The following is a 21776-nucleotide window of genomic DNA, read 5'->3' as shown; positions in this document are numbered from 1 at the left end:
ATCAGCCCGCCACTCGGATGTAGGTGGGGTTCGCGCGGTAGATCGGCGACTCGTGGGTCGGCGTGCCCGGGTTGCGGGCCGCGATGTGGTTGCCGTCGCCGGTGTAGATACCGACGTGGCCGGGCCACCAGACGAGGTCGCCGGGGCGGGCCTCGGCGGCCGAGACGACCTGGCCGGCGCCGAGCTGGGCGGCCGAGGAGCGCGGGATCGTGATACCGGCCTGGGCGAAGACGTAGGACGTGAAGCCGGAGCAGTCCCAGCCCGACGGCGAGGTGCCTCCCCAGACGTAGGGGACGCCCGTGTACTGGCGGGCGATCGCCACGATCGAGCTGCCGGCGGCCGACGGCGCGGCCTCGGGCCGCGGCGCGGGCTCGGCGGCGGCCTCCGGGGCCGGCTCGGCGGCGGGCGCCTGCTCGACGGCCGGGGCGGTCTCGGCGGGCTGCTCGGCCACGGCCTCGCGCTCGGTGTCGCGGGCGGCGGCCTCGTCCTCGCGGACGACGGGCTCGGGCTCGGGCTCGGGGGCCGGCTCCGGCTCGGGGGCCGGGGCGGCCTCGGCGGTGCCGAAGACGCTGGCGGTCTCGACGTCGTACGCGGCGTCGGCGGCGACCGTCAGGGCCGCGTTCGTCGGGGCCACGCGGTCGGAGACCGTGGCGATGCCGCCCTGGGTCTTGTCCGTGGCGGTGTCCGGGGCGGGGGATGCTGACGCCGACGACGCGGCGACCGCGACGACGATCGACGCCGAGACGGCGGCGAGCGTTCCGCGGCGGGTGGAGCTCTGCACGATGGGGGACCTCTCCGGTGTCATCTACGGGGTGAGCTGTCGGGTTCGGACACGGAGAGCGTCCGGCGCGACCATGACGGCCGCACTTCACCCCTAGGCCGGTCTCCCGGCCGTACTACCTGGTTCCCCCGCCCCTGTCGCGGTGGTTCGCACCTACCCGGGGCGGCGACAGGGCTCGATGTCCGTCCGGGTGCGCCCCCAGCGGGAGGCACGCGTAGGACAGTAACCATTCCGAGACCAAAAGTCACACCTGGGTAACGACTCTGTGTGGAAGGTCACGACCGGGACACGCCCCGCGCCGTGGGGCGGCCTCTCCCGCAGCATCTCGCGGCAGACGACGGGAGCACGAGTTCTCCACAGGCCCGTGGCCGCGGGACTTGACCCGCCCTTGGGGTGGACCGGAAGGTCACGGAACCACATCGGTCGTGACCTTGCTGTTGCCGATCCTCGTTCGGTCACGAACCGGGCACGGCCCGTGACCTGACGTCCGCACGTCGCGCGGCCACCGGGCCGTGCCGGCCGCGGCGCGCGCCGGGAAAGGTCAGGCGACGACGGCGAGGTGCCGGCCGTCGGCCGGGGACATCTCGAGGACCAGCTCCTGGCCGGCGTCGAGCTCGAGCACGTCGTCGCGCCGGGTCACGGTGATCCGTGCGCCGGGCAGGAGCCCGCCGCGGCGCATGTCCGCGAGCAGACCGGTGTGCACCTGGAGCGGCTCCCCGATCCGCACGATCTCGAGCTCGCTGCTCTGGCCCTCCGCGAGTTCGGCCGTGGCCTCGGCGAGCGACGTCATCCCGTGCCGGGGCTCGGGGGCGTCGGACCCGGGGATCGGGTTGCCGTACGGGTCGGTCGTCGGGTCGCCGAGGAGGTCGACGAGGCGCTCCTCGACCCGGCCCGACATCACGTGCTCCCAGCGGCAGGCCTCCTCGTGGACGAAGGCCCAGTCGAGCCCGACGACGTCGACGAGGAGACGCTCGGCGAGGCGGTGCCGGCGCATGACCTGCACGGCGGCGTCCCGGCCCACCTCGGTGAGCTCGACCTCGCGGGAGGGGCTGAGGTGGAGCAGACCGTCGCGCTCCATGCGGCCCACGGTCTGGGAGACGGTCGGCCCCGAGTGGCCGAGGCGCTCGGCGATGCGCGCCCGGAGCGGCGGGACGCCCTCCTCCTCCATCTCGACGACAGCCTTGAGGTACATCTCGGTGGTGTCGATGAGGTCGCTCATGGTCTCTCCGCTGCACGAGGACGGGGCGGAACGCTGCCCCGCGTGCCCGGTCCGGGCACGACGTCGAGCCTACCTGCTGGGCCGGAGGCGGGAGGCGTGCCGCCGAGCGGCGGGCGGCGGGTGCGGACGTCCTCCCGGCGGCCGCGGCGGCGGTGCGATGATCGGTCGGTGGCCGACCTGACGATCCCCTCCCACCTCCTGCCCGCCGACGGACGGTTCGGTTCGGGTCCCACGCGGGTGCGGCCGGGCCAGCTGGCGGCGCTGACCGCGGCCGGCGCCGGCGTGCTGGGGACCTCCCACCGGCAGGCGCCCGTCGAGCACCTCGTCTCGCGCGTGCGCGCGGGGACCGCCGAGCTGTTCGACCTGCCCGACGGCTACGAGGTCGCCCTCGGCAACGGCGGCTCCACGGCGTTCTGGGACGCCGCCGCCTTCTGCCTGGTGCGCGAGCGGGCCCAGCACGCCGTGCACGGCGAGTTCTCGGCCAAGTTCGCCACGGTCACCGACCGGGCTCCGTTCCTCGCGCCGAGCCTGCGGGTGGAGGCGGAGCCCGGCTCGGTCGCCCGCCTGTCCGCCGTCGAGGGCGCCGACGTCCACGCGTACCCGCACAACGAGACCTCCACGGGCGCGCTGTCACCCGTCGAGCGGATCGGCGGCCCGGACGCGCTCACCCTCGTGGACGCCACCTCGGCGGCCGGCGCGGTCGAGGTGGACCTCGCGGCGACCGACGCCTACTACTTCGCGCCGCAGAAGGTGTTCGGCGCCGACGGCGGGCTGTGGGTCTCCACCTTGTCCCCCGCCGCGGTCGATCGCATCGAGGAGCTGACCGCAGACCGCTGGGTGCCCGCCTTCCTCGACCTGGGAGCGGCCCTGGCGAGCTCCCGGAAGGACCAGACGGTCAACACCCCCGCCGTGGCCACGCTCGTCCTGCTCGCCGAGCAGATCGAGTGGCTGAACGAGCGCGGCGGCCTCGCCTGGTCGGCCGGACGCTCGGCCGAGAACGCGACGCACGTGTACGGGTGGGCGGCGCAGCGGGAGTGGGCGGCCCCGTTCGTCGAGGAGCCCTACCGCTCCCCCGTCGTCGCGACGATCGACCTGGCGGGCGTGGACGCGGGCGAGGTCGCGCGCGTGCTGCGCGAGCACGGCGTGGTCGACGTGGAGCCGTACCGGAAGCTCGGTCGGAACCAGCTGCGGTTCGGGCTCTTCCCGGCGGTGCCGCTCGCCGACGTCGAGGCGCTGACGGCCTGCGTCGACCACGTGGTCGAGGCCCTCGCCTGAGCAGCCCGCCGGTTCTCCCCGCCGAGAGTGCGGTTCGGACCCACCCGGAGTGCGGTTCGAACCCGCCGAGAGTGCGGTTCGAACCCGTCGAGAGTGCGGTTCGGGCCCGCCCAGAGTGCGGTCGGGAAGGCCCCGACCGCACTCTCGGTGACCACCGACCGCACTCTCGGTGACCAGGGGGCTAGCTGGACTCGCGTCCCTCCTCGGCGGCCCGGGCCGCGCGCTCGCGCGGCCCCTCGTAGGTGAGATGGCGGGGCGCCGCACGGTCGTAGCCCACCCGCACGTCCCACGCGCGCCGGACCCACAGCGCGGCGATCGCAGCCACGAGGATCGAGGGCACGGCGCCCACGAGGATCGACTCGCGGGCACCGAGCACCTCCGCGATCCATCCCACGAGCGGCGCCCCGAACGGCCCCGTGCCGAGCAGCACCATCATGTACAGGCTCATCACGCGCCCCCGGTAGGCGGGGTCGGTCGACGTCTGCACCGTGGCGTTGGCCGAGGTGAGCATCGTCAGCACCGTGAACCCGACCGGCACGAGCGAGGCGGCGAACCACCAGAAGGTGGGCGCGAGCGCGGAGAGGAACGAGGCGACGCCGAACGCGAACGCGGCGAGGATGACCGTCCGCACCCGGGGGTTGCGGCGCCTCGTGGCCATGAGGGCCCCCAGCAGGGACCCCACGGCCATGATCGAGCCGAGGACGCCGAACTCCTCGGGGCCCCGGCCGAAGATCTGCCGGGCCATCACCCCCTGGGTGACCGCCTGGTTCATGCCGAGGCTGGACACGACGCCGACGGTGACGAGCACGATGACGAGGTCGGATCGGTGCCGGACGTAGGCCAGGCCCTCGCGGAACTGGCCGCGCGCCCGCGGCACCACCACGCGCGGCACGAGCTCGTCGACCCGCATGAACGTCAGCGCGAGGATGGTCGCGCCGAAGAGCACGCCGTTCGCGATGAACACCCAGCCGGTCCCGACCCACGCGATCGCGAGTCCCGCGAGGGCGGGGCCGGCCATGCGGGCGAGGTTGAACGACGTCGAGTTCAGGCCCACCGCGTTCGGCAGGTCCGCCGGCTGGACCATGTCCGAGACGAACGTCTGCCGCACGGGGCCGTCGAACGCCGAGGCACAGCCGAGCGCGAACGCGAACCCGTACACCATCCACAGCTCGACCGCCCCGGTGAGGACGAGAGCGCCGAGACAGAGCGCGAGGATGCCCATCGAGCCCTGCGTGACCATGAGCATGCGGCGCCGGTCGACCCGGTCGGCGTTCACCCCCGCGATCGGGCTGAGCAGCAGCGCCGGGAGGAACTGGAGCCCGGTGACGATGCCCATGGCGATGCCGGAGTCGTCGGTCAGCTCGGTGAGGACGAGCCAGCCCTGCGCGACGCGCTGCGCCCACGTGCCCGTGTTGGCGACCATCGACCCGAAGAACCACAGCCGGTAGTTGAAGTAGCCCAGCGAGTGGAACGTCGAGCCGAGGAACCCGCGCCTCGGGCCCGTGGACGCTGCCGTCATCTATCCATCAGACCGAGCATGGCCAACAGGTCCTGGAATGGCTCGAGCGCGAAGTAGATCGCGAACGCGACGACGACGCCCCACATGAGCGGGTGCACCTTCCGCGCCTGCCCCGTGGTCGTCATGAGGATCGCGTACGCGACGACGCCGACGCCGATGCCGACCGCGATCGAGTAGGAGAACGGCATGAAGATGATCGTGAGGAACGCCGGGATCGCGAGCGACAGGTTCTTCCAGGGGATCTCGACGACCTGCTGCATCATGAGGAAGCCGACGACGACGAGCGCCGGGGTGGCCGCTTCGTACGGGACCGCCTCGGCGAGCGGCGACAGGAACGTGGCCAGCAGGAAGCACACACCCGTGACGACCGAGGCCAGGCCGGTGCGGGCACCGTCGCCGACGCCCGCCGCGGACTCGACGAACGAGGTGTTCGAGGAGACGCCGCCCGCGCCGCCGGCCGCGGCGGCGATCGAGTCGATGACGAGGATCCGGCGCGTGGCGGGCGGGTTGCCCTGCTCGTCGAGCAGGTCGCCCTCGGCCGCGACGGCGACCATCGTGCCCATCGTGTCGAAGAAGTCGGCGAGCATGATCGAGAAGATGAGGACGAGGACGGCGACGATGCCGATCTTCTCGAAGGCGCCGAACAGGGAGAACTCGCCGAGCGTGGCGAAGTCGGGGACCTGGACGATGCTGCCCTCGATCGACGGGACCGTCAGTCCCCAGCCGCCGGGGTTGGCGCCGTCGGGCGTCTGCGTGCCCTGGCTCGAGATCGCCTCGACGATCGCTGCCACCGCGGTGGCGACCACGATGCCGATGAGGAGCGCGCCGCGCACCTTGCGGGCCATGAGGACGAGGATGAGGACGAGCCCGAGGACGAAGACCACCAACGGCCAGGAGGCGATCGAGCCGCCGATGCCGAACTCCAGGGGCGTCCCGGCGCCGGGTCGGACGATGCCCGCGTTGACCACGCCGATGAGCGCGATGAACAGGCCGATACCCACCGAGATGCCGGTCTTGAGCGAGGGCGGGACGGCGCGGAAGATCGCCTCGCGCAGCCCGGTGAGCACGAGGATGAGGATGACGATGCCCTCGAGGACGATGAGGCCCATCGCATCGCCCCAGGTCATGCCCTCCATGCCGACGATCGTGTAGGCGAGCAGCGCGTTGATGCCCAGCCCGGCGGCGACGGCGAGCGGGAAGTTCGCGACCGACCCCATGAGGATCGACATCACGCCGGCCACCAGGGCGGTGCCCGCCGCGATCGCGGCGAAGTTCGCGCCCTCGGTCCCGCCGCCGAGGTACTGGCCGGTGGAGTCCGGCGTCGACAGGATGATCGGGTTGAGCACGATGATGTAGCACATCGCGAAGAAGGTGACGAGGCCACCGCGGACCTCGCGCCAGGGGGTCGAGCCGCGCTCCCGGATCCTGAAGAGGCGCTCGAGCAGGTTGTCCGCCGGTACTGGGTCTGCGCGGCCGGAGGTGGGCTCCGGGGCGGTCGCGTCTGCGTCGGGGGTCACAGTCGGTCATTATGGACGCCGCGGGCCGTTCCCCATAGCCCATGCCCACAGTAGGTGCCTGGAGTGGCGCCGTCCGGTGCCCGGCCACCCGTAGCCCGACGGAGGATGTCGACGTGAAGATGCTGGTCACGAACCGTTCCGACCTCGACCTGAAGGTCCCGGACGGGGTCACCGTGGTCCCCCTGCGGGAGGGCCGCGAGGTCCCGGCCGAGGACCGGGACGCCGAGGCGGTCGTCGCCTGGGGGACGCCGACGCTGCTCGCCTCGGTCGCCGCCGACCTGCCGCGGCTGCGCTGGGTGCAGTCGCTCGCGGCCGGCACCGACATGTTCGAGGCCGCGGGGCTGCCCGACGACGTCGCGCTCACCTCCGGGCGCGGGCTGCACGACGCCACCGTCTCCGAGCACGCCGTCACCCTCGCGCTCACGCTGGTCCGGCGGATGCCGCAGCTGCTCGCGGCCCAGCGGGAGTCGCGCTGGGCGGACGAGCTGAGGCGCCCGCGCGCGATCCAGCCGCCCGAGCGGGTCGCCTCCCTCATCGACGCGCGCGTCCTCGTCTGGGGCTTCGGGTCGATCGGTCAGCACCTCGCCGGCATCCTCGCGGCGCTGGGGGCGCGGGTGCGCGGCGTGGCGCGCACGGCGGGCGTGCGCGCCGGGTTCCCGGTGGTCGACGAGGACGGGCTGGACGAGGCGCTGACCGAGACCGACGTCCTGGTGATGATCCTGCCCTCGACCGACGCGACGGACCGCGCGCTCGACGCGCGTCGGATCGACCAGCTGCCCGACCGGGCGATCGTCGTCAACGTGGGCCGCGGCTCGACGCTCGACGAGGACGCCCTCGTCGATGCCCTCGAGGCCGGCAGGCTCGCCGGCGCCGGGCTCGACGTCAGCGCCGAGGAGCCCCTGCCCGCGGACTCCCGGCTGTGGACCGCGCCGAACCTCGTCTACACGCCGCACGTGGCCGGGTACCGCGCGCACGGCGGCAAGGAGCTCATCGAGCACAATCTGGGCGCGCTGCTGGCCGGTGACCTCGGCGGGATGCGCAACCTCGTCGAGCGCTGACCTCCCCCACCGCCCTCGACGAGTGAGCGGGAATCTGTCTCTACGTCGAGACAGATTCCCGCTCACTCGTCCTGCAGAGCTCTCTCCGGCAGAACTCGCCGGACAGAATCCCGCTCACTCGTCCGGCAGAATCCCGCTCACTCGTCGAGGCGGGTCGGCAGCGAGCCGTCCGGGCGCAGGCCCGCCGCGCGCCGGGTCGACCGGTTCGCGTGCACGGAGTAGCGCGGCAGCCACCGCCGCTGCACACCGATCGACACGGCGGCCACGGCGGAGGTGACCCACACGGCGACCGCGAGCGAGCCGAGCGCCGGGCCGGCGGCGAGCACGAGCGGGCTGGCGGCCGCGCCGAGGTCGCCCTGGAGCCGCCACGCCGCGAGGAACTGGGCCTGGCCGTCGGCGGGCGCGGCGTCGGACCCGATGGTCATGAGGATCCCCGATGTGATCCCGTTGCCGATGCCGAGCACCAGACCGGCCGCGCCGAGCTGGCCCGCCGTGCCCGTCAGCGGGATCGCCGCGAGCGCGAGCCCCATGATCGCCATGCCGGGCACGCCGACCCACAGGCGCCCGAAGCGGTCCATCACCTGCCCGCACGGGTAGAACAGCAGCATGTCCATGCCGGCGGCGACGCCGAAGATCACCGACGTGGTCGCGCCGTCGAGGCCGATGTGCTCCGCCCAGATCGGCAGGACCGTCTGCCGTGCCCCGCGCACCGCCGCGATGGTCACCGCGACCGCGCCGAGGCGGACCAGCACCGCCCGGTGCCGGCCGACGACCGCGCGCATCGACTGCCGTCCGGCGCCGTGCGGTGCCGGGCTCGGGCGGTCGGCGGCGCTCCCGCCGGCGGCGAGGACGACGACGACGGCGAGCAGCGACGTCACGGCACCGACCGCGAACGCCCAGCGGGTCGAGGCGGCCAGCAGCACGGCGGCCCCGACGAACGGGCCGACGAACAGGCCGGCCCGGAAGACCCCGGCGATGGTGGACAGGACGCGTGCCCGGCGCTGCGGCGCCGTCGTGGACGTGAGGTACGCGTGGCGGGCGATCGCGAACACGGACTGCGCCCCGCCGAGGAGGAGGGCCGCCGCGCCGAGGACGACCACCGACCCGGCGGCCACCCCCAGGACGAACCCGACGACGGCGACGAGCCCGGCGACGACCATCGCCCACCGGTCGCCGACGCGGGCGGTGAGCCCGCCGGCGGGCAGGTCGGCGAGGATCTGCCCGACCGGCACGAGCGCGGCCAGCAGGCTCGCGACGCCGAGCGAGGCGCCGAGGTCGGTGGCGCGCGTGACGACGATCGGCAGTGCGGCGCCCACGCCCACCTCGAGGAGGAAGGTGGGCACCATCGCGCCGAGGACGATCGGGCGGAACGGGAACATCGGGCCGTCCGCGGCGGCCGGTGCCGCGGGCGTGCTCACCGCGGGAAGTCGTCGACCATGACGGCGATGTCGTCCGCCGTGTACAGCTCGTTGATCTGCGCGTCGTTGGCGCCGCCGTACCCGTTGGACTCGAACAGCCCGGTCTGCCACGGCCGCTCGATCTCCCGGAAGTCCCGGGGCCGGTTGTGAACCTGCCGCACTCGGACACCGGTGCGCAGCGAGTGCCAGTGCAGCCAGATGTCGTCGGCCTTGGGGCAGCGCTCGGTGAACTCGGTGCCCGAGGCCCTGAGCGCGGCCAGCATGGCCGGCGGGTGCAGGACCCCCGAGACGCCCGTGGCGAAGTGGCGGTGCGAGGCCTGGGTGGAGCGCACCGGGTGCCAGGTGAGGTACGGCGTGAGGATGCGGCCCTGGAGACGCACGCGGTGGGCGCGCATGGCGATGACGTCGTCCGGGTGCTGGGAGTGGACGCCCCAGATCTGCTCGAGCCACCGGTAGGGGTAGATGACGTCGTCGTCGGCCGTGACGAGCGGGAGGTCGTGGCTCTCCCGGCTCGCGACGTACGGGTAGTACTTCTTGTGCGGCCCGTAGTCCTCGCACGGGAGGAGCTCGACGCCGCGCGCCACGAGGCGCCGCAGGGCCTGCGGCGGGTCCTGGAGCACCTCGGGCTCGTCGACCCACAGGATGAGTCGGGCGGGGCGCACGGAGCCGCGGGCGATGGACTCCAGGGCGAGGTAGGCGGTGCGGCGCAGGCGCTTGCCGTAGCTGGTCATCGACACGACGACGGGTACGGAGCCCACCGCCGGCTCGTCCCGGTCGACGACGTTGCGCAGGCCGAGGCGGATCTCGTGCCCGGTGGCGGTCCAGCGGTGCCGGATGAAGCCGCCGGCCCAGCCGGCGACGTTCTTCAGCGCGAGGCGCTGGCGCTCCTGCTCCTGGGCCTGCCAGTCCTGGGAGTCCGTCACCGGGGGTCCGGCCCCGCCTGCCCGCCGTCGGGATCCGTCTCGTCGTCGCCCGTCGGCTCGGCGTCGTCCGCCGACTCCTCGGGGAGCGGGTTGAGCGGCGGAAGGACGATGAGGTCCATCTCGTCGCGCACCGGCGGGGTCGCGTCCCACAGCGCGGCGGGCGCCTGCTCGGTGGTCTCGGAGTGGGCGCCGCAGCCGTGGTCGAGGGAGACGACCCGGCCGTCGTCGGGCGACCACTCGTTCGCGCAGACGCCGAACATCGTCCGGGCGGAGCCGGCGAGGTGCAGGAAGAACCCGCACGAGGAGCACGACGCCGCGGCGTTCTTCGCCGGGGCGGCGTTCGGGCCGGACGCGCCGTCGTACCAGCGCTGCATGGCCTCCTCGCGGCCGCGCGGGGACAGCACCCTGGCCCGCCCCAGCCCCAGCTCGTGGACGGCCTGCCGGTCGGCGTCGTCCTCGTCACCGGTGAACTCGTAGCCCTGGACGAGACGGTCGTCCTCGGCCACGTACGGCAGGACGTCGTTCGTCCCGAGGTCCCCCGGGCGCAGCCGGTCGGCCCACGGCACCCACTCGGGGGCGAGCAGGGCGCCCTCGCCGGGCACGAGCTCGACCTCGCTCACGCTCGGGGTGCGACCGCGCGGCACGCGCGCGACGGTCACGGACCAGCGCCAACCGAGGTAGCCCGGGACGGCGGAGGCGAAGTAGTGGGTGCCCACCCGGTCGGCGAGCAGCTCGAAGCCCAGATGGTCGCCCACGTGACCGCCGACGGCGACGTCCTCGGCCGCCGATCGTGCGACCTCGACGGCTCCGGCGAGGACCTGATCCTTCACGGGGGCGCGGGTCGCGCGGGCAGCAGACACCCCGACAGTCTAGGCGTCGTACCGTGCGCGCACGGTTCGCGGCCCGGCAGACCGGGCCCGGCCGGCATGGGGTCGGTCACCCCGGAGCGCCGGGGCCGAGTCCCCCGGCCCGAGGGCGGGCCGCCGCGAGCCCGGGCGGTCCCGGTCCGGCGGCGAGCAGGAGCGGCGCCGTCAGGCGTCGAACTGGTCGGCCACCGCGCGGAGCATCGCGGCGAGCTTCGCGCCGTTGTCCGGGTAGCGGCCACGGTTGAGCGAGCTCGAGGCCCGGTCGAGGGTCCGGATGAGGTCCTCGACGATCGTCGCCATGTCCTCGGCCGGACGGCGGTGCGCCTTGGCGACCGACGGCGGCGCCTCGAGGACCGTCACCGACAGGGCCTGCGGGCCGCGCCGTCCGTCGGCCACGCCGTAGTCGACGCGCGCGCCCGCGCGCGGGCTGGCGCCGGCGGGCATGGCGGAGGCATGCAGGAAGACCTCGGAGCCGTCGTCTCCGGCGATGAAGCCGAACCCCTTGTCGGGGTCGTAGAACTTGACCTTGCCGGTGGGCACCGCGGAACCTCATTCGTCGCTCGGGGCCGATCGCGTCGGCGTGCGGGGGGTCGGGCCTGCCTCGGCCCGGCGTGGTGATGATACCCGTGGCTCCCGACCTTTCGCCGCGCCGAGCGGTACGCGTCACGGCGCGGGTCCGTCCGCCCGCGGCGGACCGGGGAGTCCGCTCGTTGCGACGGCGGCCGCAGCACGACAAGATCGACTGGTGAGACCTGCCTCTCGTCGCCCCCGTCCCCTCGCCGCCACGCTCGGCGTCGCCGCGCTCACCCTCGGACCCGTGCTGCTCGCGAGCCCCGCCTGGGCGACCGACCCGTCGAACCTCCCCGACGGCGTGCTCGACGAGGCGGACGTCCTCAGCGACGGCGAGGAGGCCGAGCTCGAGGCGCTGTACCAGGAGATCGAGGCCGAGCACGACGTCCAGCCGTTCATCGCCTACGTGTCCGACTTCGGCGGGCTGGAGGCGCAGAGGTGGGCGGAGGAGGCCGCGCAGATGTCGAACATGGGCGACGACGAGGTCCTCCTCGCGGTCGCCGTCGACGAGTCCGCGTACGGGGTCGTCGTCGGGCCGAACGCTCCCGTCTCCGAGGGTGACGCGCGGCAGGTCGTCGACGGCGACGTCGCCGACCACTTCAACGCCGGCCAGTGGTCCGAGCTCGGCACCGCCTGGGGCGAGGGGCTCGGCGACGCCACGGGCGGGATCGGGATCGGGACCGTGCTCGTCGGCGGCATCGTCGTCGTGGCCGTCGGTGCGGTCGGGTTCGCCGCCTGGCGCCGGAAGACCGGGAAGAGCGGCGTCAAGGACCCCCTCGAGAACCTGCCCGAGGGCCACCCGGCCCGCCTGCCCCTGCCCGAGCTGCGCAACGAGGCCGGGTCCGCGCTGGTGGGCGCGGACGACGCCGTGCGCTCGTCCGCCGCGGAGCTCGAGTTCGCCAAGGCCCAGTTCGGCCTGCGCCGCACCGACGAGTTCACCGAGGCGCTCGCCGCCGCGCAGAAGGCCGTCGACCAGGCGTTCCAGGCCCGGCGCACCCTCGACGACGAGCACCCGGAGACCGAGAGCGAGGAGCGTCGGCTGCTGCTGCGCATCCTCGACCGCACCGACCTCGTGCGCACCACGCTCAGCGCCCAGCAGGAGGAGTTCGAACGGCTGCGCAACATCGAGTCCCGGGTCGAGCAGGTCCTCGAGGAGACCCGCACGCGTGCGGAGGAGGTCAGGGCCGACGTCGAGAACTCCCGCATCCACCTGCGGGCGCTCACCGACCGGTACCCGGCGAGCGCCCTGGCCTCGGTCAGGGAGGACCCGGAGCAGGCCGAGCAGCTCATCGACTCCGCGCTGCGCAGCGTCGACGAGGGGCTCGCGACCGCCGCGCGCAACCGCCGGGCGGCCGTCACGCACGCCCGGGTCGCCGAGGAGGCCGTCCACCAGGCCGCCGAGCTCGCCGACCGCGTGATCGGCGCCGGCAAGGAGCTCGAGCACGCGTCAGCGAACCTCGCCAAGGCCCTGTCCTCGATCTCCTCCGACGTCGAGGACGCCGACCGTCTCGCCCCCGACAACCCCGGGGTCCGCTCCGCCCGGGAGGAGGCGGTCGCCGCGATCGCGCAGGGCGAGGCGGCCCGGCAGGGCGGCGACCCGCTGGCGGCGCTCGACCGGCTCTCGACCGCCGAGAACGCCATCGACGAGGTGCTCGCCCCGATGCGCGAGCGCGCCGAGGTGGTCCGCCGCAACCGTGCGACCGCCGCGGGGCGGATCGAGGCCGCGGAGCACCTGAGGCGCTCGGTCGACCAGCTGATCAGCACCCGGCGCGGCGCCGTCGGCCAGCACGCCCGCAGCCAGCTGCACGGCGCGGAGGACGAGATCGCGCGCGCCCGCTCGCTGCTCGACTCCGCGCCCGACGAGTCGGTCCGGGCGGCCGCCCGCGCGCAGTCGATGCTGCGCGAGGCGCAGCAGGACGTCGAGCGCGACCTCGCGTCGCTGCAGATGGGCTCCGGCCTCGGCGGGCACAACCCGTACGGCCGCGGCTACCACCCCCGGCGGGGCGGGGTCGACGTCGGCTCGCTGGTCATCGGCGGGATCATCGGCGGCCTGCTCGGCGGCGGCAACGATCACCACGGCGGCTGGGGCGGTGGCGGCTTCGGCGGAGGCTTCGGTGGCGGCTTCGGCGGAGGCGGCGGTGGTGGCGGCAGCTTCGGCGGCCGCTTCTGACCCGCGCGTGGCCGACCCGCCGGGACCACATGGACGGCCAGCCGGGCACCCGGCCGGCCGAAAAGACGACGTCGCGCACGCGGCGTGGCACGACGACAACCGCGAGAACCAGGAACTGAGGAGTTCACATGGCTGAGAAGCAAAGCATCCTCGGGCGCATCGCCCAGCTCACCCGCGCGAACGTCAACGCGCTGCTGGACCGCGCCGAGGACCCGCAGAAGATGCTGGACCAGATGGTGCGCGACTACACGAGCTCCATCAAGGAGGCCGAGGACGCCGTCGCCGTGACCATCGGCAACCTGCGCCTCGCCGAGCGCGACTACGACGAGGACGTGCGAGACGCCCGCGACTGGGGCCAGAAGGCCATGGCGGCGTCGAACAAGGCCGAGGAGCTGCGGTCCTCCGGCGACTCCGCGGGCGCGGCGAAGTTCGACAACCTCGCCAAGATCGCGCTCAACAAGCAGATCACGGCCGAGGGCGAGGCCCAGTCCGCGAAGCCGATGATCGACTCGCAGAACGAGGTCGTCGAGAAGCTCAAGGCCGGCCTGGTCCAGATGCGCGGCAAGCTCGACGAGCTCAAGGGCAAGCGCGACCAGCTCGTGGCGCGCCAGAAGTCCGCGGCCGCGCAGAAGCAGGTCCAGGGCGCGATCTCCTCGATCAACGTGCTCGACCCGACCAGCGAGATCTCCCGCTTCGAGGACCAGGTCCGCCGCGAGGAGGCGTACGTCGCCGGTCAGGCCGAGATCACCGCCGGCTCGATGGAGGACCAGTTCGCCGAGCTGGCCGACCACAGCAAGGACATGGAGATCGACGCGCGCCTCGCCGCCCTCAAGGCCGGCCGGTCGCCGCAGGCGATCACGGCGGAGTCCGACGACGCCGGCGAGTACGTCCCGGGCCAGACGTCCGCGGACCCGCACGCCGAGGACCGCACGGCCTACTGATCCTGCTCCCGCTCGACCGCGGGCCGAGATCTCCCGGAGCGCCCGTGACCGCGATGGTCACGGGCGCTCCGGCATCCGAGGGCGCCGGAGCGCCCGATCGTCGAAACGGTTGTCGACCGTCCTCATTCTTGTGACACTGTCGCCGTAAGTGGCGCGCGGGGTGCGCATCCGTCCGGCGCGGTCGCTCGGCGGCGGGCCCGTCCGTCGCAGTCACGGACGACCGACGAGGAGATCGACGCACGATGAAGACCCGCACGTCCCGACTCACCCAGGCCCTCACGGTCGCGGCGACGGTGACGCTCACGCTGGCCGGCTGCTCGGGCGGCGACGACGAGGCGGACCCGATCCGGGTCGGCGCGGTCAGCTCGATCACCGGTCCCGCACCGTTCCCGGAGGTGCCCGCAGCGGCCGCTGCCGTCTTCGAGCGCGTCAACGCCGAGGGCGGCATCGACGGACGCATGATCGAGCTCGTCTCGGAGGACGACGGCGCCGACCCCGCCCAGGCGAGCCAGGCCGCGCGGCGTCTCGTCGACGAGAGCGGGGTCGTGGCCTTCGCCGGCTCGGCGAGCCTCGTCGAGTGCAGCGCGAACGCCGCGTTCTACGCGCAGCGCGACGTCGTCGCCCTCTCGGGGACCGGCGTGGAGCCCTCGTGCTTCGAGTCGTCCCACATCGCGCCGGTCAACAACGGCACCATCCGCGGCTACGAGGCGCTCCTCCACTTCGCGTCCGAGGACCTCGGGCACGACAGCGTCTGCCCGGTCATCCAGGAGAGCGCCGGACTGACCGAGCCCTACCTCGAGCTCATCGACCGGTGGGAGCAGGGGACCGGCTCCGAGGCGCCCCACATCGACACCTCGGTGGTGCTCGGCGACGACCCGACGCCGGCGATCCTCGCCGTGCGGGACGCGGGCTGCGAGGCGGTCGTGTTCAACTCGAACGAGCCCGTCGCGGTCGCCTTCATGAACACCGTCGACCAGCAGGGGCTGCTCGACGAGATCGACTGGCTGACGCTGACCTCGGCCTACAGCGAGGACGTGCACGACGCACTGGCGGAGCAGGGCACGCTCGGCCTCTACGCGAACTCCGAGTTCCTGCCGTTCACGAGCGACGACCCGGAGCTCGAGGACTGGCGTACGACGCTCACCGACGCCGACGTCCCCCTCACGTCCCTGTCCATGGGCGGGTACGTGGCCGCGGAGATCCTCGTCGAGGTGCTCGAGGGCATCGACGGCGACATCACCAACGAGTCGGTCACGGCCGCCTTCCGCGACCTCGACGAGGTGGAGCATCCGCTCATGGGTATGCCCTTCACGTTCGGCGACGCGACCGCGCACAACCCCAACCGCTCGAGCATGATGGTCCAGGCCGCCGAGGACGGGTGGGAGACCGTCAGCGACTGGGTGCGCCTGCCGTGACAGCGGCGCCCCGGCCACGGGAGACCGTGGCGGTCCGGACCACCTGATGCTCGACGGCGTCGTCTCGGGCCTCGTGTCCGGCTCCGCCTACGCGATCCTCGCGGTCTGCGTGGTGGTGCTGTATCGCCTGGTCGGGGTGCTGAACTTCGGTCAGGCGGCCCTCGGCGCCGTCGGGGCCTACCTCTGCTACGGGCTCCTGGGCACCGGGGTGCCGCTCCCCCTCGCGGCGCTCGGCGGCCTCGCGGTCTCCGGCGTCGTCGCCGGTCTCGCCGGCTGGGTGATGGCGCGCTGGTTCGCCGAGCCGTCCCAGACGGTGCGGTCCGTCGTCACCGTCGTGCTCCTCGTCGTGCTCCTCACGGCGGGCTTCCGCATGTTCGGCGACTCGCCCCGCGTGATGCCGAGCATCGTCCCGGACAGCACGTTCGACGTCGCCGGGGTACGGATCTCGCTCACCACGGTGGTCGCGCTGGCGCTCACCGTGCTCGTCGCCGCGGCCCTGTCCCTGCTGCTGCGCCACTCGCAGATCGGTCTGCGCCTCGAGGCCATGTCCGAGCGCCCCACGACCGTGCAGCTGCTCGGCGTGAACTCGCGCCGGCTCGCCGTGATCGTGTGGGCCACCACCGGGGTGCTCTCCACCCTCGCGCTCCTGCTCGTCGCCCCGACCCGCAACCCCACCTTCGAGTCGATGTCGTTCCTCGTGGTGCCCGCGCTGGCGGCGGCGCTGCTCGGCGCGTTCAGCCGGGTGTGGGTCGCCGTCGCCGGCGGCCTCGCCGTCGGGGCGGTCGAGGGGGCCGGCGCCCGGATCGACGCGCTCGCCGAGTACCGCGGCGCGATCCCGTTCGTCGTCATCGCCGTCGCGCTCGTGTGGCTGCGCAGGAGAGAGGTCTGGGATGCGCCTCGCTGAACCACGGGCCCTCACCGTGATCGGTTTCGTCCTCACGCTGATCACGCTCGGTCTGATCCTGCCCGTGTACTGGGTCTACCTGCTGAGCACCGTTGCGCTCACCGCGCTCGTCGCGCGCAGCGTCGGGGTGCTCACCAACCAGGCGGGGCTCCTCACGCTGTGCCAGATGTCGTTCGCGGCGATCGGCGGCTGGGTGACGTCCTGGCTCGCCCTGTCCTGGCCCGGCCTCCCGTTCCCGCTCCTCGTGCTCACCGGCGGCCTCACCGCCGCGCCGGTCGGGCTCGTCGTCGGGCTGGCCACCACCCGCATCCGCGGGGTCGAGCTCGCGGTCGTCACCCTCGGGTTCGCCACCGCGCTCGACCTGGTGCTGCGGCAGGGGAGCTTCCCCGGCGTCGGCTCGGGCACGCCCGTGCTCCCCGCCGCACCCTTCGACGACCCGATCTGGTTCTACGCCCTGTGCTGGGCCCTGCTCGTCCTCGCGCAGGTGGCCCTCTCGGCGGTGGGGCGCACGGCCCACGGTCTCGGGTGGTCCGCGGTCCGGGAGAGCGAGCGCGCGGCCGCGGCCCTCGGGGTGCGGGTCGGCGCTGCGAAGGCGAGCGCCTTCATGTGGGCCGCCCTGCTCGCGGGCCTGGCGGGCGGGCTGCTCGCCGGGCAGTACGGGCTGCTGACCACGGCCGTCTTCTCGCCGATGACCTCGATGGTCCACCTGGTGACCGCGGTGCTCTGCGGCGCGTCGATCTTCGGCGGCGCGGTGCTCGCGGGGGTGTTCTCGGTGTTCATCCCCGAGCTCCTGCGGCGCGTGGGCCTCCCGCTCGACACCGCCGACGCCCTCCTCGCGCTCGGCGCCTTCGAGATCCTGCGCAAGGGCGGCGGCGGCCTGATGGAGCAGCTGGACGACCGCCTCGGCGCCCGCGCCGTGCGCGGCATGCGCCTCACGTGCGACCTTCCGCCGGCAGACGATCCCGCGCCTGCTCCCGGTGGTGGCGCGCCGTCCGACGCCACCGGTGCCGCACACGTGGCGGACCCGACCGACGACGCCACGGCCCCGACGACCCGCACGGCCGGCACCCCCGGTTCCGACGGCCTCCCCCGCCTCGCGGTCCGGGGCCTCACCGTCACCCTCGGTACCGCCCGGGTCCTCGACGACGTCGACCTCGAGGTGACCGGCCCCGGCGTGCACGCGCTCATCGGCTCGAACGGCGCGGGGAAGTCCACGCTCGTCGACGCGGTCACCGGCTTCCTGGCCGCCTACCGGGGCGAGGTCCGGCTCGACGGCGAGCGGGTCGACGACGCGTCGGCCCGCGACCGGGCCCGGCTCGGCATCCGACGGACGTTCCAGCACGGCCACGCGATCGACAGGCTCACCGTCGGCGAGTACCTGCGGCTCGCCGCCGGGGGGCGAGACACGGACCGGGTCTCCGCCGTCGCGGAGTTCCTCGGACTCCCCGACGCCGCGGTGCCGATCCGGCTGATGGACGCCGGCTCGCGCCGCATCCTCGAGATCGGCGGCGCCCTGGCCTCCGGCCCCCGCGTGCTGCTCCTGGACGAGCCCGCCGCCGGCCTCGGCGAGACCGAGAGCCGCGCGCTCGCGGAGCGGGTACGACGCCTCCCCGCCGAGCTCGGCTGCGCCACGCTGCTCATCGAGCACGACATGGGGTTCGTGCGGGCGGCGGCGAGCACCGCCACCGCGCTCGACGACGGGCGCCTCATCGCCTCGGGCCCCGTGGCCGACGTGCTGGACGACCCGCGGGTGGTCGCCGCCTACCTGGGGACGACGACATGACCGACGAGCTGAGGGTGGAGTCGCTCACCGTGCGCCGCGGCGACCTCACCATCTGCCGGGACGTCGACCTCGTCGTCCCCCGCGGCGAGATCACCGTGCTGCTCGGCCCGAACGGCGCCGGCCGGTCCACCCTGCTCGACGGGATCGCCGGCGTGCTCCCCTCGGCCTCCGGCACGATCTCGCTCGGCGGCCGGCGGATCGACGCGCTCCCGATCCACCGCCGGGCGGCGGCCGGGCTCGCGTACGTCGAGCAGGGCCGCAGCGTGTTCTCCCGGCTCACGGTGACGCAGAACCTGGTCGTCGCGGACCGCTCGAGGCGCACGCTCGATCGGGCGTTCGACCTCTTCCCCCGGCTCGCGCTCCGGCGCGACGTCCGGGCCGGCCTGCTCTCCGGCGGCGAGCAGCAGATGCTCGTCGTCGCGCGCGCCCTCGCGACCCGCCCGACGATCCTCATGGTCGACGAGCTCTCGCTCGGCCTGGCCCCGCAGGCAGTGCGCACGCTCGTGGACGCCCTCGTCGAGCTCGCCGGCTCCGGCATGGGGATCCTGCTCGTCGAGCAGTTCGTCGAGATCGCGCTCGGCGTGGGGTCGGTCGCTCACGTCATGCATCGGGGCCGGATCGTGCGGACCGAGAGCTGCTCCGCGCTGCGCGAGGAGCGGTCCTCGGTGCTCTCCCCCTACTACCTCGGCGACGGGGGCGCGGGACACCCTGGTGCCACCGAGCCCGATGTGCGTGGCGAGGACCCGACCACCACGTAGCCCGATGCGGAGGCGGAGCCCCCGCGCAGCGCGGGACCGCACAAGTCGTCCATCATGTGAGACGCCACGCCGGGTGGTTCCCACGTGCCCGGATGTGTGCTCCTATTGAAACGTCAACTTTCTCGGTCCGCGCCGCGGACCCGATCCGGGAGCAGCGTTGGGCAACCTCTGGCACCTCACGTCGCGGCTCGACGTCGACCTCGTGCGACGCTCGACCTGCTCGTGTCGGCCCGTGCCCTCCCGGCCGGTCGCCTGACCCGCCGCTGACCGCACCGCGCCGTACGACGGCGCCGACCCGCCGGTCCGCGGCCACTCGCGGACCGGCCCCTGGGCCCGGGCCTGCCCCGGCACCCCTCACCTCGAGCGCAGCGCCCCGGCGGCGTGCGCCCGCGCGACGTCGCGCCTGACCTCCCCACGAAAGGCACATCCGTGTCCACCACCTCCACCACCACGCCCGGCCGCCGGCTCAGGCTGCCGTCGTTCGGCACCCAGATCCTCATCGGCCTCGTCGCCGGCGTCCTGCTCGGCTGGATCGCCCTCGAGATCGGCACGGGCGCCGAGGAGGAGCCCAACGCGCTGACGACGACGCTCGACACGATCGGCTCGGTCTTCATCGGGCTGCTGCGCGCGATCGTCCCGCCGCTGGTCTTCCTCGCGATCATCACGTCGATCGCCAACCTGCGCGGCATCGCCAACGCCGCCCGGCTCGCCGCCCAGACCCTCGTCTGGTTCGCGATCACCGCCCTGGTCTCGGTGCTCATCGCCATCGGCCTCGGCCTCGCGCTCCAGCCCGGCAGCAACGCCGGCGTCGACGCCTCGCAGGCGGAGGCCCCCGGCCGCCAGGGCAGCTGGCTCGGCTTCCTCGAGGGCATCGTCCCGGCGAACTTCCTCGGCCTCGAGATCAACGCCGGCGTCCAGACGGCCGCCGACGGCGCGGTCGAGGGCGTGAGCGCGTCGCCGGGCTTCAACGTCCTGCAGATCATCGTCGTCGCGCTCGTCGTCGGGATCGCCGCGCTCAAGGTCGGCGAGAAGGCCGACCCGTTCCTGTCGGTGTCCGCCTCCGTGCTCGCGGTCGTCCAGAAGGTGCTCTGGTGGGTCATCCGCCTCGCCCCGATCGGCACGGTCGGCCTCATCGGCAACGCGATCGCCACGTACGGCTGGAGCTCGATCGCCTCGCTCGGCACCTTCGTGCTCGCGATCTACATCGGGCTGGCGCTCGTCCTGCTCGTCGTCTACCCGGTCGTGCTGAAGTCCCACGGCCTGTCGGTCTCGCGCTACTTCCGCGGGGCCTGGCCGGCGATCCAGCTGGCGTTCGTCTCCCGCTCGTCGATCGGTACCCTGCCGCTCACCCAGCGCGTGACCGAGCGCAACCTCGGTGTCCCTCGCGCGTACTCCTCGTTCGCCGTCCCGCTGGGCGCGACGACGAAGATGGACGGTTGCGCAGCGATCTACCCGGCGATCTCGGCGATCTTCGTCGCCCAGTTCTTCGGTCTCTCGCTCGGGATCACCGACTACCTGCTCATCGTGTTCGTCTCGGTCGTCGGTTCGGCCGCCACGGCCGGCATGACCGGCGCGACGGTCATGCTCACGCTCACCCTGTCCACGGTGGGCCTGCCGCTCGAGGGCGTCGGCCTGCTGCTCGCCGTCGACCCGATCCTCGACATGGGTCGCACGGCCGTCAACGTCGCCGGGCAGGCCCTCGTCCCGACCGTCGTCGCGCACCGCGAGGGCATCCTCGACCGCGCGCAGTACGACGCCGCCGATGCGGAGGACCTCTTCCGCGACGACGAGGACCGGGGCGGGGCGGACTCCGCGGACGGCTCGGCCCCGGATCCGGCGTCGGACGCCGGTGACCGCCGGGGTGGCGACGACCACGGCCGACGGGACGAGGACCGCTCCGTGCTCGTGCACTGACGCTCCCCCGCTCGCCCACCGGGTCACCCACCGTCGAGGTCGTGCCTGGAGCGGCGAGGTCGTGCTTCGCAGGCACGACCTCGCCACCTCACGCACGACCTCGCCGTCGTCGGGAGTCAGGAAGGGCCGGGCAGGGCCGGGCGACCGGGCACCGCGCCGGCCGCCTAACCTGTCCTCATGAGCGACGCCCCCACCACGTACCTCGTCATCGACGGCGAGAACATCGACGCCACACTGGGGGTGAGCATCCTCGGCCACCGGCCGAGCCCGGAGGAGCGGCCGCGCTGGGACCGCGTGCTCACCCACGCCACGGACGCGTGGGGCGCCGAGACCAAGGGCCTGTTCTTCCTCAACGCGACGTCGGGCAACCTCCCGACCTCGTTCATCCAGGCGCTGCTCGCCATGGACTACCGGCCGATCCCGCTGTCGGGAACGACCACCGAGAAGGTCGTCGACATCGGCGTGCAGCGGATGCTCGAGGCGATCCTCGCCCAGGGGCACGGCAACGTGCTGCTCGTCTCCCACGACGGCGACTTCCTCCCGCAGATGGCGGACCTGCTCGACGCCGGGCACCGGGTCGGTGTGCTGGCCTTCCGCGAGTTCCTCAACCACGAGCTCACCGCGCTGACGGGCCGCGGACTGGAGATCTTCGACCTCGAGGACGACGTCCGGGCCTTCACGACGGCGCTGCCCCGGGTCCGTGTCATCCCCCTCGTCTCGTTCGACGCGAGCCAGTTCCTCTAGG

General features: G+C 73.6%; 18 protein-coding genes and 1 riboswitch. Of the genes, 10 read left to right on the top strand and 8 right to left on the bottom strand.

The window, feature by feature from the left end; translation table 11 throughout:
* Nucleotide 1: 1 nt before the first annotated feature.
* Nucleotides 2–781 carry a C40 family peptidase gene (locus ACPYO4_RS05050; RefSeq protein ID WP_425708124.1) on the bottom strand — a complete coding sequence of 260 codons (780 nt, stop codon included), beginning with the start codon at nt 779–781 and terminating at the stop codon, nt 2–4.
* A 24-nt stretch (nt 782–805) separates the two neighbouring features.
* Nucleotides 806–931: riboswitch (cyclic di-AMP (ydaO/yuaA leader) on the bottom strand.
* 391 nt (nt 932–1322) lie between these two features.
* Nucleotides 1323–2000 (bottom strand): iron dependent repressor, metal binding and dimerization domain protein, encoded by a 678-nt coding sequence (locus ACPYO4_RS05045; protein WP_425708123.1) that lies wholly within the window; start codon nt 1998–2000, stop codon nt 1323–1325.
* A gap of 177 nt (nt 2001–2177) precedes the next feature.
* Here ACPYO4_RS05045 and serC point away from each other — a divergent pair, with 177 nt between their 5' ends.
* Nucleotides 2178–3275, top strand: a complete 1098-nt coding sequence (gene serC, locus ACPYO4_RS05040; RefSeq protein ID WP_425708142.1) for a phosphoserine transaminase — start codon at nt 2178–2180, stop codon at nt 3273–3275.
* A 181-nt stretch (nt 3276–3456) separates the two neighbouring features.
* On the opposite strand, the gene ACPYO4_RS05035 is transcribed toward serC, so the two are convergent.
* Nucleotides 3457–4794, bottom strand: a complete 1338-nt coding sequence (locus tag ACPYO4_RS05035; RefSeq protein WP_425708122.1) for an MFS transporter — start codon at nt 4792–4794, stop codon at nt 3457–3459.
* A complete protein-coding gene (locus tag ACPYO4_RS05030; protein WP_425708121.1) occupies nt 4791–6311 on the bottom strand; it encodes an NCS2 family permease in 1521 nt (506 codons plus the stop codon). The genes ACPYO4_RS05035 and ACPYO4_RS05030 overlap by 4 nt, the downstream gene beginning before the upstream one ends.
* A 119-nt stretch (nt 6312–6430) precedes the next feature.
* Here ACPYO4_RS05030 and ACPYO4_RS05025 point away from each other — a divergent pair, with 119 nt between their 5' ends.
* Entirely contained in the window at nt 6431–7369 is a 939-nt protein-coding gene (locus ACPYO4_RS05025) for an NAD(P)-dependent oxidoreductase (RefSeq protein ID WP_425708141.1), read from the top strand.
* Between the two features lie 137 nt (nt 7370–7506).
* Here ACPYO4_RS05025 and ACPYO4_RS05020 read toward each other — a convergent pair whose 3' ends face one another.
* The 4 genes from ACPYO4_RS05020 to ACPYO4_RS05005 all read right to left on the bottom strand — a co-directional run bounded on the left by ACPYO4_RS05020 (nt 7507) and on the right by ACPYO4_RS05005 (nt 11116).
* Nucleotides 7507–8787: an MFS transporter gene (locus tag ACPYO4_RS05020; protein ID WP_425708120.1), complete on the bottom strand. Its 1281-nt coding sequence runs from the start codon at nt 8785–8787 to the stop codon at nt 7507–7509.
* Nucleotides 8784–9710 (bottom strand): hypothetical protein, encoded by a 927-nt coding sequence (locus ACPYO4_RS05015; protein WP_425708119.1) that lies wholly within the window; start codon nt 9708–9710, stop codon nt 8784–8786. Before ACPYO4_RS05015 ends, ACPYO4_RS05020 begins: the two co-directional genes overlap by 4 nt.
* Complete coding sequence (locus ACPYO4_RS05010) at nt 9707–10570, bottom strand: DUF3027 domain-containing protein (protein ID WP_425708118.1); 864 nt, start codon at nt 10568–10570, stop codon at nt 9707–9709. The genes ACPYO4_RS05015 and ACPYO4_RS05010 overlap by 4 nt, the downstream gene beginning before the upstream one ends.
* 171 nt (nt 10571–10741) lie before the next feature.
* Nucleotides 10742–11116, bottom strand: coding sequence for a cold-shock protein (locus ACPYO4_RS05005; RefSeq protein ID WP_425708117.1), 375 nt, complete (start codon nt 11114–11116; stop codon nt 10742–10744).
* 205 nt (nt 11117–11321) lie between these two features.
* Here ACPYO4_RS05005 and ACPYO4_RS05000 point away from each other — a divergent pair, with 205 nt between their 5' ends.
* From ACPYO4_RS05000 to ACPYO4_RS04965, 8 genes are all read left to right on the top strand, one after another.
* Nucleotides 11322–13316 carry a TPM domain-containing protein gene (locus ACPYO4_RS05000; protein ID WP_425708116.1) on the top strand — a complete coding sequence of 665 codons (1995 nt, stop codon included), beginning with the start codon at nt 11322–11324 and terminating at the stop codon, nt 13314–13316.
* A 128-nt stretch (nt 13317–13444) separates the two neighbouring features.
* Entirely contained in the window at nt 13445–14257 is an 813-nt protein-coding gene (locus ACPYO4_RS04995) for a PspA/IM30 family protein (protein ID WP_425708115.1), read from the top strand.
* 242 nt (nt 14258–14499) lie between these two features.
* A complete protein-coding gene (locus ACPYO4_RS04990; RefSeq protein ID WP_425708114.1) occupies nt 14500–15672 on the top strand; it encodes an ABC transporter substrate-binding protein in 1173 nt (390 codons plus the stop codon).
* Between the two features lie 46 nt (nt 15673–15718).
* Nucleotides 15719–16576 (top strand): branched-chain amino acid ABC transporter permease, encoded by an 858-nt coding sequence (locus ACPYO4_RS04985; protein WP_425708113.1) that lies wholly within the window; start codon nt 15719–15721, stop codon nt 16574–16576.
* Nucleotides 16563–18359: an ATP-binding cassette domain-containing protein gene (locus ACPYO4_RS04980; protein ID WP_425708112.1), complete on the top strand. Its 1797-nt coding sequence runs from the start codon at nt 16563–16565 to the stop codon at nt 18357–18359. Before ACPYO4_RS04985 ends, ACPYO4_RS04980 begins: the two co-directional genes overlap by 14 nt.
* A complete protein-coding gene (locus ACPYO4_RS04975) occupies nt 18356–19117 on the top strand; it encodes an ABC transporter ATP-binding protein (protein WP_425708111.1) in 762 nt (253 codons plus the stop codon). The genes ACPYO4_RS04980 and ACPYO4_RS04975 overlap by 4 nt, the downstream gene beginning before the upstream one ends.
* A gap of 429 nt (nt 19118–19546) precedes the next feature.
* Nucleotides 19547–21031 carry a dicarboxylate/amino acid:cation symporter gene (locus ACPYO4_RS04970; RefSeq protein ID WP_425708110.1) on the top strand — a complete coding sequence of 495 codons (1485 nt, stop codon included), beginning with the start codon at nt 19547–19549 and terminating at the stop codon, nt 21029–21031.
* A 177-nt stretch (nt 21032–21208) separates the two neighbouring features.
* The gene (locus ACPYO4_RS04965) at nt 21209–21775 is read left to right on the top strand and encodes an NYN domain-containing protein (RefSeq protein WP_425708109.1); all 567 of its coding nucleotides are present in this window, start codon (nt 21209–21211) and stop codon (nt 21773–21775) included.
* The last annotated feature ends 1 nt before the right edge of the window (nt 21776 follow it).

This window comes from Georgenia sp. Z1491 (assembly GCF_049856175.1).
In the GTDB taxonomy this organism is placed as follows: Bacteria; Actinomycetota; Actinomycetes; order Actinomycetales; family Actinomycetaceae; genus JB111.
The sequence above is the reverse complement of the archived record's forward strand: the minus strand, read 5'-3'. Positions and strand labels throughout refer to the sequence as shown.